This is a genomic window from Actinomadura macrotermitis, assembly GCF_009604375.1.
In the GTDB taxonomy this organism is placed as follows: domain Bacteria; phylum Actinomycetota; class Actinomycetes; order Streptosporangiales; family Streptosporangiaceae; genus Spirillospora; species Spirillospora macrotermitis.
On sequence record NZ_WEGH01000002.1, the window covers coordinates 752,850 to 768,509 of the forward strand.

Annotated in this window: 13 protein-coding genes; 4 read left to right on the top strand and 9 right to left on the bottom strand. The window is 73.3% G+C overall.

Annotation, left to right across the window (positions count from 1 at the left end; all coding sequences use genetic code 11):
* Positions 1-64: 64 nt before the first annotated feature.
* Entirely contained in the window at positions 65-1,216 is a 1,152-nt protein-coding gene (locus ACRB68_RS15395; protein ID WP_153533152.1) for an NAD(P)/FAD-dependent oxidoreductase, read from the top strand.
* On the opposite strand, the gene ACRB68_RS15400 is transcribed toward ACRB68_RS15395, so the two are convergent.
* From ACRB68_RS15400 to ACRB68_RS15435, 9 genes are read right to left on the bottom strand one after another with little or no spacing between them, the layout of a single operon-like run.
* Positions 1,128-1,919 carry a class I SAM-dependent methyltransferase gene (locus ACRB68_RS15400; protein WP_153533153.1) on the bottom strand — a complete coding sequence of 264 codons (792 nt, stop codon included), beginning with the start codon at positions 1,917-1,919 and terminating at the stop codon, positions 1,128-1,130. The genes ACRB68_RS15395 and ACRB68_RS15400 overlap by 89 nt on opposite strands.
* Positions 1,916-2,986, bottom strand: coding sequence for an adenylosuccinate synthetase (locus ACRB68_RS15405; RefSeq protein WP_194293322.1), 1,071 nt, complete (start codon positions 2,984-2,986; stop codon positions 1,916-1,918). Before ACRB68_RS15405 ends, ACRB68_RS15400 begins: the two co-directional genes overlap by 4 nt.
* Positions 2,986-3,984 carry a hypothetical protein gene (locus ACRB68_RS40180; protein WP_194293323.1) on the bottom strand — a complete coding sequence of 333 codons (999 nt, stop codon included), beginning with the start codon at positions 3,982-3,984 and terminating at the stop codon, positions 2,986-2,988. Before ACRB68_RS40180 ends, ACRB68_RS15405 begins: the two co-directional genes overlap by 1 nt.
* Positions 3,981-4,991, bottom strand: coding sequence for a Gfo/Idh/MocA family protein (locus ACRB68_RS15410; RefSeq protein WP_153533155.1), 1,011 nt, complete (start codon positions 4,989-4,991; stop codon positions 3,981-3,983). Before ACRB68_RS15410 ends, ACRB68_RS40180 begins: the two co-directional genes overlap by 4 nt.
* Positions 4,988-6,553, bottom strand: coding sequence for a DUF6917 domain-containing protein (locus ACRB68_RS41265; protein WP_153533156.1), 1,566 nt, complete (start codon positions 6,551-6,553; stop codon positions 4,988-4,990). The genes ACRB68_RS15410 and ACRB68_RS41265 overlap by 4 nt, the downstream gene beginning before the upstream one ends.
* Complete coding sequence (locus ACRB68_RS15420) at positions 6,550-7,233, bottom strand: HAD family hydrolase (RefSeq protein WP_153533157.1); 684 nt, start codon at positions 7,231-7,233, stop codon at positions 6,550-6,552. Before ACRB68_RS15420 ends, ACRB68_RS41265 begins: the two co-directional genes overlap by 4 nt.
* Before the next feature lie 2 nt (positions 7,234-7,235).
* Positions 7,236-8,159, bottom strand: a complete 924-nt coding sequence (locus ACRB68_RS15425; RefSeq protein WP_153533158.1) for a transketolase C-terminal domain-containing protein — start codon at positions 8,157-8,159, stop codon at positions 7,236-7,238.
* Positions 8,156-8,950, bottom strand: coding sequence for a 1-deoxy-D-xylulose-5-phosphate synthase N-terminal domain-containing protein (locus tag ACRB68_RS15430; protein ID WP_153533159.1), 795 nt, complete (start codon positions 8,948-8,950; stop codon positions 8,156-8,158). Before ACRB68_RS15430 ends, ACRB68_RS15425 begins: the two co-directional genes overlap by 4 nt.
* On the bottom strand, positions 8,950-10,122 hold the full coding sequence (locus ACRB68_RS15435) for a threonine synthase (protein ID WP_153533160.1): 1,173 nt from the start codon (positions 10,120-10,122) through the stop codon (positions 8,950-8,952). The genes ACRB68_RS15430 and ACRB68_RS15435 overlap by 1 nt, the downstream gene beginning before the upstream one ends.
* Positions 10,123-10,340: 218 nt before the next feature.
* On the opposite strand from ACRB68_RS15435, the gene ACRB68_RS15440 reads away from it, so the two are divergent.
* Genes ACRB68_RS15440 through ACRB68_RS15450 form a run of 3 tightly spaced genes read left to right on the top strand, consistent with a single transcriptional unit; the run spans position 10,341 to position 15,651 of the window.
* Positions 10,341-12,095: a nucleotidyltransferase domain-containing protein gene (locus tag ACRB68_RS15440; RefSeq protein ID WP_153533161.1), complete on the top strand. Its 1,755-nt coding sequence runs from the start codon at positions 10,341-10,343 to the stop codon at positions 12,093-12,095.
* Entirely contained in the window at positions 12,076-12,957 is an 882-nt protein-coding gene (locus tag ACRB68_RS15445; protein ID WP_153533162.1) for a hypothetical protein, read from the top strand. The genes ACRB68_RS15440 and ACRB68_RS15445 overlap by 20 nt, the downstream gene beginning before the upstream one ends.
* Before the next feature lie 33 nt (positions 12,958-12,990).
* Positions 12,991-15,651 carry a phosphoenolpyruvate synthase gene (locus ACRB68_RS15450; protein ID WP_153533163.1) on the top strand — a complete coding sequence of 887 codons (2,661 nt, stop codon included), beginning with the start codon at positions 12,991-12,993 and terminating at the stop codon, positions 15,649-15,651.
* Positions 15,652-15,660: the final 9 nt, after the last annotated feature.

A 15,660-nucleotide genomic window follows, 5' to 3' on the forward strand; every position in this document is an offset into this window, starting at 1 on the left:
TTGATTTGCCTGATGTCTGTAATTAGTCTCCCTGAAGATAACCGTTCCGGAAAGGGGTGATCTGATGCGGTGCGATGTGCTCGTCATCGGCGGCGGGGCGGCCGGGCTGGCGGCCGCGGCCAGGCTCCGGCGCCACGCGCCGGAACTCGCGGTGACCGTGGCGGACGCGAGTCCCGATCACGTGTACCGGCCCTGGCTGGTGTTCCTCCCCTGGGAGCGCGTACCGGCGGCGTCGCTGCGCGTCGGGCTCGCCGACTTCGCGCGCGAGCACGGGTTCACCTTCCGGAACGGGAAGGTGGAGGCGGTCGACGTCGCGGCCCGGACGGCGCGGATCGCGGGCGAGGACGTGGAGTTCCGCGCCGTGGTGGTCGCCACGGGCGCTCCGGCCGACCGGGACGCGGTGCCCGGCGCGCGTGAGCACGCGCTGTTCCCCTGCGACCCGTCCGACGCCGAGACGCTCGCCGCGCGCCTGGCGGACGGCCGCCGCGACCTCGTGCTCATCCTCACCGGCGAGCGCGTCGGGCCGGGCGTGGAGTATGCCGCGTGGATCGCCGAAGGGGCCGTGCGGGCCGGGAAGGAGCTTCGGGTCACCGTCGTCGGCGACGAGACGGCCATGAGCTCCTACCTCGGTGCCCGCGCCACCCGGGTGTTCGCGGCCAAGCTCGCGAAGTGGCGGGGCGGCTACCGTCCCGGAACGGTGAAACAGATCGACGCGACCGGGGTATGGCTGACCGAGGGCGACTTCCTCCCCGCGGACCAGATCGCGGTCGTGGGCCCGCTGGCCGCCCCGGACACGGGACTGCCGGACGAGACGCTGGACCCCGCGGGGTTCCTCGTGGTCGACGACACGTTCCGCAGCCCCCGGCACGAGTGCCTCTTCGGGGCGGGGGACACGATCACGGTGCCCGGGCAGAAGTGGCGGCGCAGCTGGCTGCTCAGCGTCAGCCAGGCGGAAAGGGCCGCCGACAACGTGGTGGCGGCCCTGCGGGGCGGAGACCTCCAGCCGTTCGATCCGGCGATCGGACGGCGCCTTGCGCGCACGTCGGTGCCGGACCTGGCGGGGTCTGCGCTGCTGATCGTGAACCAGCGGCTCCTGGCCTCGGGCCGCTGGGTGCACTGGCTGCGGGTCAGGATGGATCGGCTGCATTTCGCTCGCTATGGCGTGCCGGGGCGGCCGGCGGTGCGCCGTCCAGGACGGGTGCGCGGCGCGCGGTGAGCACCCGGACGTGCGGAAACGGGAGGTAGCGCAGGCCGGAGACCTCGACGTCGAGGCATCCCGCCGCGCGCAGGGGCTCGAGGTAGGTGTGGGTCCGCCAGAAGTCGACGAGCATGAGCCGTCCGCCGGGCCGCAGCACCCGGACCATCTCGCGCAGTGCCGTGGCGCGGTCGGCCGGATCGGGCAGGTTGTGCACGACGAGGGTCGAGATGACGATGTCGAACCGGCCGTCGGAGAACGGCAGGTCGCGCATGTCGCCGTGCGTGAGCGTCGTCCGGTCCGCGACCCCCTCCGCCCGCATGTTGGCCAGGGCTCGCTCGCGTGAGTTGCCGGAGTGGTCCCAGGCCCGCCAGATGTCGACGCCGGTGGCGTGGCCTCCCGAGGTGAGGTGCCGGGCGACGGCGGCGAGCTGCTGCCCCGAGCCCGTCCCGACGTCGAGGATCTGCTCGTCGCCGCGCAGCGCCAGGTCCTCGATCAGGCCGCGCCACAGCCGCCGCTTCCCGTACCGTCCGCTGATGACGATGCCGGTGCACTCGGCGAGCGTCACGACGGCGAACAGCACCAGCAGGACCGCCAGGACCCGCCAGACCACGCCGCCGGCCATGGCGAGCCACACCGCTCCCCCGGCGAGCGCGGTCGTCCCGACCGCGTAGTGCGCGATGACGATGAACGGGCTGTCCACTCCGTAACGTGCGCGGGTCATGGTCTGCCTTCCGGTCGGCGGTGGGATGCCGGGGGTTCGGGCGCGAGGACCGGCTCGCCGAGCCGCACGATGTCGCCGACGGCGGGGCCGGTGGAGACCAGGCTCACCGGGACGCCGAGGTCGTCCTCGGCCTGGTCGATCCAGGAGCGGATGCCCGCGGTGAGCCCGGCCGTGTCGCGCGCGCCCGCGCAGTCCGGGTCGTAGAGGTCGGCCCTGCCGAGCGCGAGCGAGCTGGGCCGTTCGGTGCGGACGAACCGCCGCAGCATGTCGAGGTCCGGCCGGGCGGCGACGCGACGGCGTACACCGGAGACGGCGCCGTGGCTCTCCAGTCCCCTACGGCGGATCTCCGTGAGCGTCAGCTCGTGCGCGAGCGGCACGGGCGAGGTGACGGTGGGCGTCATGTTGACGACGGCGACGACCTCGCGCAGGTAACGCCACGCGAGGCCGGTCCGGCTCAGCGTCGCGGCGGCGGAGCAGTTGTCCGAGGTCGTGATCGGGTAGTGCGACCCGGTGTAGAGGCTGTAGTCGGCACCATGGGCGCCGAGGACCAGCACGTCCTCATCGACGGCGACGGCGTTGAGGGCGGCCACGACGTCCCCCGAGGGGCAGGGCGGGTCGACGAGCTCGCCGTAGAGCCGGGCCCTGCGCCAGAGATAGTCCACCCGGGCGGCGGTGGTCCCGGCCTCCCAGGAGAGCCCCAGGTCGTGCAGTCCCTGCTCGCGCTCGCGGGCGTGGGCGTCGTCCGGGATGAGGCCGCAGCGGCGGTCCACGAGCAGGCGGGAGGCGGCGTCGTGGGCGGCGAGCCCGGCGAGCTCGGCGCGCAGGACGCGCTCGCTCACCAGCGTGCCCGGGCCGATGTAGAGGCGGGCGTCCGGGACGGCGAAGCCGACCGGCACCTGGCTGACGGTGTGGGCCGGCCCGTCCGGCAGCGGGAGGACATGCCCGGCGCTCGGGCCCGTCCCGCCGTCCACGACGTGGCGGACGCCCCGGCTGAGGGCGAGGAACGCGGCGATCTTGCCCTTGCCGCTGTCGCCGAGCCCGGCGTCCAGCACGACGGTGGCGGGCATCAGACGACGTCTCCCGCCAGAGCCGTGGTCCAGTGCCGCAGGAGGGGGCCGCGCTCGCCGGGGTCGCGGGGCCGGAGGGGCGCGGCGGCGTCGAGACCGGTCAGGGCCGCGTGCACGGCGGCGGTGGTCGCCTCGTCCTCGTCCTGGGCCGTCCGTACGTGCAGGCGCTCGCGGTGGATGGCCAGGGTGGACGCACGGTGCCCGTGGATGTAGCGCAGCTGCTCGGAGATCGTGTCCCAGTAGGCGGTGAGCTCCGGATGAGCGGCACGGACGGCGCGCGCGGTGTCCACCTGCTCCTCCCAGGTCCGGGTGAGGAAGCGCAGGTGGGAGAGATACCGCGTGGTGCTGCCGGAGAGGACGATCCCGCTCCGGTCGGGCCGCAGGGCCTTCCGTCCTGACCGCCATCCCGGCGCGGTGTCCTCGTCCACGCCGATCTCGTTGACCAGCACGGCGAAGGCGTAGTCGGGGGCGCGGCCGAGCCAGTCCGTGCAGAGCTCGCGGAACAGCAGCGCGTCGCGTCCGGTGGCGGAGTTGCTGTCGGCGAAGATCACGCGAGTGGAACGGCCGGTGAGGCGGCGCAGTACGGCGGGGAGGTCGCTCAGGCCGGCGGAGGAACGCGCGTAGTCGGTGCAGGCGGCCTGGAGCGCCTCGGGCGGGTCGGCGCTCAACGTCACGAACGGGTGCTTGGACATCGGCAGCAACAGGAGATGGGCCCCGGCCTCGTCGCACAGCCGGCGGAGGACCGGCAGCAGAAGGGCGCCGCTCATCAAGGGGGCGACCACGACGTCGCCTGGCCGGATGACCGGAGCGAGCGTCTCGGCGGTGAGCCCGGCCAGCTCGGTGTGGCCGAGCACGTGGGGATACCAGCCGCCCAGCAAGCCGCGGACGCGGTCCTCATAACGCGGTGGCGCCTCGTACCAGGGGTGGTGGTCCAGGACCAGCAGCCGTTCGTGGCAGGCCCGTGGCGTCGTCTCGGTGGACAGGGTCGGCTGGTTCATCGCAAGGCTTCCTCGCCTTCGGGATCGGCGGAACCGGCCAGCCGCCGGGCGGCCAGCGCGAAGGTCAGCGCCCGGACGACGGATCCGTGGTCGCCGGGCAGGGTGGCGGCCTCGCCCGCCAGGCAGGCGTCCCGGAACCGCGTCAGCAGCCCGGCGAAGCCCGCGTCGTCGTCGTCGCCTCGGTGCACGGTGTTCCCGGCGCTGCTCTGGACGCGCAGGGTGTGCCGCCGCCGGTCGTCGAGGCCACGGTCGAAGGAGACCGAGCCCTCGGTCCCGGCGACGTCGAAGAAGCCGGACCTCATGGCGTTGGTTCCCAGCCAGGTGGTCTCCAGGACGGTGACGCAGCCTCCGGTGTGGCGAAGCGTGGCGGTCCCTCCGACGACCGCCTCGCCGTCGCGGTACTCGGCGGCCGACAGCACGGTCTCGGCGGGCCCGAGCAGGGTCTCCATCAGGTGGAAGCCGTGCACGAGCGTCTCGACGAACGGCCCTCCGCTGGTCTCGGGCGAGCGGAGCCAGGCGGGCGCCGGGCGGGTCCGTGGGACGAACATGCGGAAGGTCGCGTGGACGGGCCGGCCGATGGCACCGCCGGCGATGGCCTCGGCGGCGCGTTCGATGAGCGGGTTGTAGAGCCAGTGGTAAGGAACCGCGAGGACGAGTCCCCGGTCGCGGGCGGCCTTGACGAGCGCGGCGGCTCCGGCCGGGTCCAGGCCCACGGGCTTCTCGACGAGGACGTGGTGTCCGGCGAGCAGGGCCGCCTCGGCGAGCGCGACCTGTGCGGCCGGTGGCGTGCAGATCAGCACGGCGCTCAGGCCGGGCCGTGCCAGGACCTCGGGGTAGGCGTCGCGGGCCAGCACCTCGTAGGTGCATCCGGAGAGGCTCAGTTCACCGGGACCGCGCCCGACCACCGCCTCGACGCGGTAGCCCGGCAGCCGGGTGAGCGCGCGCAGCAGCCGGCGGCCGCTCCAGCCGGGGCCGACCAGCGCCACGGGCAGGACGGGGGCGCTCATGCGCCGGTCGGGGGCACGATCCGAACGGTGTCGCCGGGTGCCAGCCCGCGCTCCGCACCTGTCTTCAGCACCGGCGAGGTGAACACCACGTTCATGTGGTCGGGCAGGTGGGCGTCGTCGAATCCGGCGAGGACGCCGATGGTCTCGTCGCCGACGCGCAGCTCGTCCCCGACTGCGAGGATCCCGGCGTCGAACCTGGCGAAGCCCAGATAGCGGACGTGGTCGGCGCTGCCCGTCGCCAGCTCGTCGGCGTCGCAGACGAGCAGCTCGTGGACCTGCCCGGCGGCCACGGCCCTGGTGTTCCACCGGGCGAGCGTGAGACCGCGGTCCTCGCGGACATGGTGCATGACGCACACGAGGTCGGCGTCCAATACGGGCCGGGCCCACGTCCGCGGGTCGGGCGAGGGCGGGGCGTCCGGCCAGTAGCGCCGGGTCACCAGGTCGGACATGGCGTCGGCGGTCCCGGTGACGGCCAGTTGCGGAGCGGCGGCCGTCTGCCTGATCGTGCGGACCATCTCTTCGGTCCGGTGGTTGATCCCGCCGAGCAGCTCGCGCAGCCAGCCCGAGCCGTCGGGGTCGGGGACCAGGGCGACCTCCTCCAGGTAGGCGCAGATCTTGTCCTCGGTGGGCACCGACGTCTCGGCCGGCCCGCCGCCCGCCTTGCCCGTCTGGAGGGAGGGCCAGACAACCGCCTGGAGCCGCGCCGTGGGGCAGAACGGCACCCCGAGGATCCGGGTGAGCTCACCTGGGCTGAGTTCGAGCTTGTCCTGGTGGATGAACTGGTCTTCCAGCGGCAGGATCGCGGCGTGGAAGTGGTCGAACGCGTGCAGGTGGCTGCGGAGCACCGGGTGGTGCTGGAGGGTGCCGCCCCCGATGCGCGCCGACATGGCGTACGGAAGGACGTCGAGGCCGCCGTCCGGCCCGGGGCCGACCAGGACCCGGTCATTGCCGAGGTACTCCGCGCGCGGCGCCTCCAGTTGCTTCAGGCTGAGGGTCGTCTTCCCGGCACCCTTGTTCCCGGCGAACAGCACGGCCTCGCCGTCATGCGCGACCGCCGCGGCGTGCAGCGTGATGTAGCCCCGCGCGAGCATCGCCGTGAGCAGCAGTTCCCGTGCCTGCCTGGCCAGGTCCCGGATGTCGTTGGCCCGCTCGGTCGTGACGTTCAGCACCGAGCGCGACTCGCGGTCCACCAGGTAGACCGAGGGGCCGTCGGGGTCGACGACGGCCAGCCTCCCGGCGCCCAGCGGGTGGACGGTGGCGGTGCGGCGCAGATGGACGGGCAGCGGCGTGCCCGCCTCGGCGGCGACGGCGGCCGCGAACCCCGTGGTGTCGGGGACGATGAACGACCAGTAGGCCGTGGTGGTGGCCGCCCCCTCCGCCACCGTGACGATGGGCTCGAGGTAGCGGCGGGCCCACGTGAGCACGGCCGGGACGTTGGTGGCGACGTCGAGCGTCTCCCCCGCGTACGTGAGGCGTGCGGTGTGGGGGGCTCCGCCCAGCCGCTCGGCGAGCGTCGCGAGCGGGGCCGTGGCCAGCAGGTCGGACGTGAGGTGCGGCGTCATGGGTTCGCTCCTTGGAGGACGTCGAGCAGTCCGGCGAGCGCGGGGACACGGCGCAGGCCGGGCGGGGCGGATTCCGCGGGGTCGTGGCCGCCGACGAGGACGGTGTCCATTCCGAGCCGGGCCGCGGCGCTGAGGTCGGGATCGACGCGGTCGGAGATGACCAGGTAGGGGGCGCCCGGTTCGTACAGGCGGCCGAGGAACCTCGGCCAGTCGGCCTTGGTGGCGCCGACCTCGCCGGAGATCAGCACGGCGGTGAACGCCCCGGCGATTCCCGCGCGGTCCAGCCGTGCGCGCTGCCGTGCCCCGATCCCGTGCGTGCACAGCACAGGCCCCTCGTACCGTCCGGCGAGAAAGGAAAGAACGTCGGTGGCCTGGGGCAGGAGCCGTACAGAGTCATAGCGGGTCTCCCAGTAGCGGTCCACCGCGCGGTCGAGGAAACGGTCGTCGGGCCGGTGACCGACAGTGGTGAAGGCAAGGGTGAGCCTGGTCCGGTACTGCTCCTCGTCCGCGACCGGTCTGAGCAGGCGGGCCCGGTCCTTGGCCTGGCGGTAGGCGGCGGACCAGCGGGAGGCGTCGGCGCCCGGAGGGAGCAGGTCGCGCAGGGCCGCCGCTGCCGCCTGTTCCTCGTACCGGTAGTCCAGGAGCGTGTCGTCCAGGTCGATGAGGCAACGCACTCGCACCGTCACACTGCCGAATCCGGTCGCAGTACGCTCCGAACGCGTTCCACCGCTCGCGGTCCGGCCAGCCCGCACTCGTTGAGCAGGTCCATGTACGTGCCGCTGCCGGGGCTCGCAGCGACCGCCATCTCGTGGACCGGGACGTCCCCGAGGGCCTCGCGGAGCCGGTCGGCGAGGCCGCCTCCGGCGCGATGTTCCTCAAGGACGACGATCTGGTCCGTGCCCCCCAAGGCGCCCCGCAGGGCGGACGCGTCAAGGGGCTGGCATCGCCGGAACTCCAGAACGCCCACGCCCAGCCCGGCTTCCCCGAAGGCACCCGCAGCCGCCAGGAGGCTGGGGCCGTATCCGCACACCACAGGGCCGTTCGTGCGTGGCGTGAGCCAGCGCAGGGGCCCATCGGTGTCCTGCCCCGGCCATGAGGGCACAGGCACGCGGGCGAGCCGCACGTAGGCGGGGCCGGGCTGGGAGAGGAGGTCGGCGACCACCCAGCGGCACGCGGCGGCGTCGGACGGGGTGTACACGCGAGTGGAATCCAGTGGCCGGAAGAAGGCCAGATCCTCCAGCGCATGGTGGCTGACACCGTCCGGGCCGGCCGACAGACCGGCCATTCCGCCGAGCAGCACGACGTCGGCCTTCTCACCGTCGATCAGGGTGCGGAGCGGCTCCGCACCGCGCAGGGTGCCGAAGGCGGCGAACGCCGCGACGAAGGCGGTCCGGCCCTCGGCGGCGAGCCCTGCCGCAAGGCCCAGCCCGAGGGCCTCGCTGATCCCCACGTCGATGTGCGGGAGGCCGTGCCGTTCGAGCAGGGCGGGGAGCCGGAACGTCGAAGCCGAGTCGCAGGTGACGAAGCACGGGCGGCGGGAATCGTCGCACACGAGTTCCTCGCACAGCAGGCCGAGGAACTCCTCCAGCTGCGTCGGGGCGGTCATGGCAGGCTCTCCGCGCGCAGCCGGGCGACGGCCGTTCCGACCGCGGCCGGTTCCGGCAGGTAGCTCATGGGACGGCCGTGCCCCAGACCGAGCTCGGGTGCCCCGGCCGCACGGCTGGTACGGGCGAACACGACGGTGAGCAAGTCCTCGGGCGCGCACTCGCGAAGGACGCGGGTGAGCACGAGCAGGTCGTGGCCGTCCACCTCGACGAAGCGGTCGGCCACCGCCGCCAGCTGGGCGGCGAGCCGGGACGCGGCGAGCACGGCGCCGAACGACTGCTCGCCGTTCGCATCGACGATCACGACGACGCCCCGCGTGCGGCGGCGGGACGCGAACATCAGCGCTTCCCAGGCCAGCCCGGTCTGCAGTTCCCCGTCACCGGTGACCAGGGCCAGCCGTCCGCTCCCCCGGGCCAGGTGCACACCGAGCGCATGCGCCAGGCCAAGGCCGAGCGAGCCGGTGGTGCTCGGGGTCGCAGGCCAGCGCAGCCTGTTCGGATGCCCCTGGAGAGGGGACCCCAGAGCGGCGTAACGGCCGTGCTCCCGCCAGTCCCAGCCGTACGCCAGCGCATAGAGGGCCGGGGCGGCGTGCCCCTTGGAGAGCAGGACGATGTCACGCCCGCGCAGGTCCGGCCGGGGCAGGTCCCAGGAGACGTGGAGCGCGGCGAGGATGTCGGCGACCGACATGCACGACCCGGCGAATCCAAAGCCGCCCTGCGCGATCATCTCCAGGGCGGCGCCACGGACCTCGGCGGCGAGCCGCCGGCCGGTGTCCACGGGCGCCATCGTCATCAGGCGTCCTCGCGCTGGCTGCCGGTGAGGTTCGCGAGGACGGTCTCCTCCGGGCCGATCCGCCCGGCGTCACGGCCGCGGATGATCGCGGCGATCGTGGCGGCGGAGGCGTAGCAGGCGTCCACGCCCTCGGTCTCGCGCAGCAGCTCGCGGGCCCGGCGGAGCTCCTCGGTGGCGACCATGGCGATCTCGCCGCCGCTCAGCTCGGCCAGGCGGTACAGGTAGGGGTAGCTGGCGGTGCCGTTGCCGCGGAGGATGGCCGTGGCCAGCCCGGACGGCTTGGCGATGATGTCCTCGGCGCCCAGTTTCTTCTTGCCGCTCTGCCAGCCCCGGGCCATCGGGGCGCAGGTCTCCTGCTGCACCATGACCAGCCGTGGCTGGTGGGTGAGCCTGCCCAGCGCCAGGTACTCCTCGACGCCCTTCTGCGCGCCGAGCATCCCCATGCCGCTGCTGACGGCCTGGACCACGATGTCGGGCGTCCGGTCCATCTGGTCGAACGCCTCCAGGTACGCCGTCTTGAGCCCCTCGCGGCGGCCCCAGTTGAAGAATCCGCCCTCCCAGACCAGGCCGTGCGCGGAGCTGTAAGCGCGGGCGGCCTTCTCCGCCGCGACGAAGTCACCCTCGACGACGTGCAGTTGCGCACGCGAGTGGTCGAAGTGGGAGTGGCGGCCGGCGAAGTCGGTCGCGCAGAAGAAGTCGCCCCGCACACCGTCGTAGAGGCCGAGGGCGCGAGCCATGGCCGACGAGCTGTTGCCCGTGCTGCTGGTGACGAAGCGTTCGATGCCGAACTCGCGCAGCATCGGAACGACGACGGCGGCCATGCGGTCCTTGGTGCTGCCCGTCGGCTGGGCGAACTCGCCCTTGAGCCACAGATCGGGCACCCCGATCCGGTCCCCGAGGCCGGTGGCGCGCCAGCAGGGCGTGGTGACGCAGATGCCGGGCACGAGGCGCCCGGGTTCGCGCATCGGCAGCAGCGCACCGTAGCGCTCGACCGGGTCGGCGCTCTCGGGGAACGTGACGGCCCCGAGGTCGTACCGCGAATCGAGCAGCCCGCCGCACTCGCCGCACTTGTGGGTGAAGCTCCACTCAGTGACGGCGCCGCACGACCCGCAGGCGAGGTCGGCCGGCGCGGTTCCGGCCGTCTGGTCTCGGGGGGATTGAAGCGCGGTCATGAAGGACAGAACAGCAGGGGCCCTCCGCAGGCCACATCCGGAAACACACGGAACAAACCAGCGCCGCCCCATCGCAGCGAACGGCATCACGGGCCCGTCATCTCCGTAGTCCGGCCTCCTGCGGCCAGACCAGAAATCTCCGTGTGTTTCCGGATGTCGGCCCGTGCGCGCCCGTGGTCCGGTGGAAGACGTCCGACACACGAGCGAAGGGGCGGACGGTGGACGAACCCACAGACGAGCATGGCCCCGCCGGCGGATGGGACCGCTCTCTCCTCCTGGGGGAAGACCGGGTCCGGCGGCTGCTGGAGAGCGCGCTTGAACGCGTCACGGTGCCGGACAGCGCCGCGATCGTGCTGGAGGGCAGCATCGCCGAGGGCTTCGGCAACGCCACCTCCGATGTGGACTTCCTGGTCATCGTGCCGGGCTCCCGGGAGTACCTCACGATGCCGACGGTCCTGTTCGTCGACGACCGGCGCGTCGAGGTGCGGATCCGGTCCGCCGCGCAGATCGAGGCGCAGAACGAGCGGCTGCGCGCGATGACGCGGCGCGGCGCCCGCCCGTCGGCCACCGAGTTCGAGGACCTGCTGAACCGGGCCCAGCGGCTGTCGCGGGCCGTCCCGCTGCGGAACCGGCCGCTGGTCGAGTCGACCCGCGCGCTGATGCCCTACGATGAGATCATCGCGATGGTGCGCGGCTGGTACGGCCAGTTCGCGCGGCGCGCCGCCCGCCGCGCCGTCGCGCTCGCCGCGCTGGGCCGGGACGAGCTGGCGATGCCGTGGGCGCGCACCTCGCTCACCTACGGCGCCAAGCACTGGGCCGCCGGGCGCGGCGAGACGTACCTGGGCATCAAGTGGACCACCGCCCAGTTCCAGCGCGCCGATCCACCGCCCGGCATGCTGGAGCGGCACACCGCACTGACCACTCCCGGGCCGCTGGCGCTGTCCCCGGCCGACTATGTGAAGGCCGCCGTCGACCTGCTCGGCGACCTCGGTGTCACCGACGTCAGCGCCGACCCCGGCCAGATCTACCTGCGCCGCCGCCGGGACGTCACCACGTGGCAGATAGGCAGCCGCCTCCATGTGATCCGGCGCCGTCGCCAGGTGTACGCGTTCGGGGACGAGGCCGAGCGCATGTGGCGGTCCCTGTCGTTCCACCACCCGGTCCCGCGGCTGCTGGCGGACGCGCCGCTTCCCCGCGAGCGGGCAGGCGGGCTGCTCGCCGAGTTCCACCGCCTCGGCCTGATCCAGGTGTGCTGGGGCGGGCCGGACGGTTCGATCATCCCGGCGCCGGTGTCCGCTCCGCTGCCGGTCGTCCGGTCGCCGCTGCTCGGGATCGACGGCCTCGCCCTTCCCCCCGGCACGCAGATCGGGCTGGCCCCCCTGACCGCCGAGCGTTTCGCCGCGGCGGGCATGGCGCAGGCGTGGGCGAACGTCGAGGTGGAGAACGCCCGGGAGGACCTGCTCGGCGCGATCAAGAACGCGCAGTGGCCGGTCGCCCTGTCGTCGGCGCACCGGATGCTGCGGTACACCGCCGCCGTGCTGCTCAACGCCTACGGGACGTTCCCGCACCCGGCCGTCGAGGAGGCCGTCTACCATGTGCGCGAGCTGGCGGGGCCGCCCGCCGAGCTCGTGGCCGGGATGGAGCGCCTGGAGCGCCTGTTCATCGGCGATCCGAGCTGGCCCGAGCACGCCGAGACCCGCCAGGACGAGCTCGCCGATCTCGTCGACCGCGTCCGTGCCCACCTGAACACCGCGCACAGCCGGTCGTTCCCGCTGTCGTTCGACTCCGCGGACGGCTGGCACGACACCTTGGAGATCGGCTACGACTGGGTGCGGCTCGGTGCCCACCTCGATGCGACGCTGCCCATCGAGGAGGCCCGCGACCTGATCGCCTCGGGCGGGCAGCAGCCCCACGTGGCGGCCGAGGCCGAATCGGCGGCCGCCGGCGACGACCGTGTCGCGTCCGGTCGCTGAGGGCCGCGCCCAGGCGGCGGCCTCGTACCTGCTCGCCCGCTTCCCGCCGCAGTCGCTGGGCCTGGCGATCGTGGTCTGCGCGCTCAGCGCCACGCTGCTGTGCGCGCTGAGCGCGCCCCGGATGTCCGTTCCCGCGGTGGCCACCACGGTCTCGACCGTGACCCTGGTGCTGCTGTTCCTGCTGATGCGGCTCGCCGACGACCTGAACGACCTGCCGCACGATCGGCCTCCGGGGCCGGAGCGCGAGCGGGCGCGCGGCGCGCTGATCCGCGCGATCGTCGCGGTCATCGGCGTGGCCGCCCTGCTCAACGTGACCCGGCCGCGTGCCGCCGGGGTCGTGCTGGCCACGTCCGCGCTGGTGCTGCTCACCCCGTTCGTGCTGAAGCACCTGCTGCGCGAGAACCGCCTGCTCCTGCTGCCGTGTTATGAGGGCGGCCCCGCGCTGGCGCTGCTGTACGTCCCGCTCGCGTGGAGCGACGCGTCCGGTATCGCGCTGTCCGTACCGCTGACGCTGGGCATCACCGGGGCGTTCTGGGCGAGCTACGAGTTCTGGAAGTTCTCCCGCAAGGCCGGGCAGGACGTCTACCAGCCCTACGACCTGTCCGATCCGGGCCTGCGCCTGGTCCTGCTGGGCCTCGCGGCGCTGCTGGCCACGTGCGTCCTGGCGGTGTGGCGGCTGGGCGGGCTGTCCCCGCTCTTCCCCTTGCTCGGCCTGCCCGGTCCCGCGCTTCTGGCCGCCGCCGTCGTCCGCCGGTGGCCGCGCCGCGGCGTGGACGCCACCCCTGGGTGGGCGGGACTCCCCATCGTCGTCGCACTGGTCGGCGCGGTCGCCGCCGAAGGCCTCTGGACCGCGCTGCGATGACCGCCGACCTCCGTACTGAAAGGTAGGACGACCATGAAGGTCCTCACTCAGGACTCGCCGGCGGCCGAACTCGCCGCACTGGGCGGCGGCAAGGCCCGCGGCCTGCACGCACTCGCCCGGACGGGCGCGAGCGTCCCCGCCTGGGCGGTCGTCGGCACCGACGTGTTCGAGCGGTACCTGGCCGACAACGACCTCACGGGCAAGCTCGCCGACCTCGTGGCGCGAACCGGCGAGCTCGGCACCGAGACCGTCGCCGCCCGCGCCGAGAAGCTGCTCCTCGGCGGGGACCTCGGCGACGAGGTGGCGGGCATGGTCGGCGAGGCGTACCGGACGGTCGGCCAGGGCGCGGTCGCGGTGCGGTCCTCGTCCGCCGAGGAGGACTCCGCCGACCTCTCGTTCGCCGGTCAGTTCGCCACCTTCCTCAACGTCCGCGGCGAGGAGGCGGTCGCGGAGCACGTGCGGCGCTGCTGGGCCTCGGCCTACTCGGCGCGGGCGCTGGCCTACCGGGCCCAGCACCCGGAGGCGGGCGGGCTCGCCCCGATGGCCGTGATCGTCCAGCGGATGGTCCGCGCGGACACCAGCGGGGTGCTCTTCACCGCCAACCCCACCACGGGCGACCGCGGCGAGCTGATCGTCAGCGCCGTGTACGGCCTCGGGGAGGCGCTGGTCAGCGGCACGGTGGACGCCGACACCATCGTGGTCGACCGCGTGACCGGGGCCGTGACGAGCACGGTCGTCGGCGACAAGGCCGAGCGCTACGACGCGGACGAGGAGCTCGGCTACCGGGTCAGCGAGGTCGATCCCGCCAAGCGCGGCGCCTGCTGCCTCACCTCGGAGCAGATCGGCGAGCTCACCGCGCTCGGCGCCCGGCTGGAGGAGGCCTTCGGCGCGCCCCAGGACGTCGAATGGGCCATCAGCGAGGGACGGCTGCTGGTCCTGCAGAGCAGGCCGATCACCACCGAACTCGGCCCGCCCCCGGACGAGCCCGTCCTCATCTGGGACAACTCCAACATCGTGGAGAACTTCGGCGGCATCACCAAGCCGCTCACGTTCAGCTTCGCGCAGCACGTCTACCACCTCAGCCACCAGGAGTACTGCCGCATGCTCGGCGTCCCGGAGCGGCGGCTCGCGGAAATGGACGACTGGCAGCGCGGCAGGCTCGGCTACTTCCACGGCCGCGTCTACTACAACCTGCTCACCTGGTACCGCATGCAGCGGCTGCTGCCGTTCGCGCGGATGAAGCGGCGCGTCATGGAGCTGTCGATGGGGGTACGCGAGCCCATCCCGCACGCCACGGTGGAGGCACTGCAACCGTTCACCACCGACTCCCAGTTGGAGTCCGCCCTGATCCGCGCCCGTGCCGGGGCCGTCTTCTCCTGGCATCTGCTGGCCACCGAACGCTACGTCCGGCGCTTCCTGCGCGACTTCCGGACGGAGTTCCGCCGGTTCGACGAGCTCGACTACGAGGCGATGCCGGGCGAGGAGGTCTACCGCCGTTTCGTCGACCTGGACCGCACGCTCCTGCCCAAGTGGGCCCCGATGATCGGGCTGGAGGCCGTGATCCTCACGACGTACGGCGCGCTGTTCGGCCTGACCCGCCGGTGGCTGCCGGACGCACCCGGCTGGTTCTACTGGAAGGTGGCCAACCCGGGCGGCGGGGTCGAGTCCGCCGAGCCCGCGCACGAGCTCACCGAGCTCGCCGCCACCGTGCGCGCCGACCCCGGCCTCGGGAAGCTGCTGGACTCGACGCCGGCGGACGAGGTCCTGGAGGCGCTGGACCGCGATGGCCACGACGACTTCGCGCGGCGGGTGCGGCGGTACATCGACCGCTACGGGTACCGCAGCCTGAACGAGCTCAAGCTGGAGGAGCCGGACCTGCGGCAGAACCCGGCGTCGCTCTTCATAATGCTCCGCAGCGCGCTCGCCGCCACGGCCGTCCCCGCCGAGCCGGGGCGTGTCGACGACGTCGAGGCATACCTGAACGAGCACCTCGATCCGGCGCGCGGACGGCTCTACGGCGTCGTGCGCCGCAAGGTGCGGGGGTCGCTGGACGCCCGCGAGCGCGTCCGCTTCTGCCGCACCCGCGCGTTCGGGCTGGCCCGGCGCATGTTCCGCGGCATGGGCCGCTCGCTGGCCGAGATGGGGGCGCTCGAACACCGGGACGACATCTTCTACCTGCGCATGGAGGAGATCCGCGACTGCTTCGAGGGCGCGCTGGGCCACGGCGATCTGACCGGCCTGGTCGAGCTGCGCAAGCGGCAGGAGGCGAGGGACGCCGAGCTCACTCCGCCCGAGCGGTTCGTGACCCGCGGTCCGGTGTACTGGCGCGGCAACCTCGACCGGGCCGGCTGGTCCACCGCCGCGGACGACACCTCCTCGGGCCGCACGCGGTTCCAGGGGACGCCCTGCGGGCCGGGCGTCGTGGAGGACGTCGCCCAGGTGGTCACCGAGCCGACCGAGGTCACGGGCGGCGTGCTGGTCACCTACCGGACCGACCCCGGCTGGGTCGGCGTCCTGCCGTCGCTGTCGGGGCTGCTCATCGAGCGCGGCAGCCCGCTCACCCACCTGGCGATCGTCGCGCGCGAGCTGGGCATCCCGACCGTCGTGCAGATCAAGAACATCACCCGTGAGGTGAAGACCGGAACGCGCCTGCGGGTGGACGGCGGAACGGGCGAGGTCACCGTCGTGGAGTGACGGGGGCGC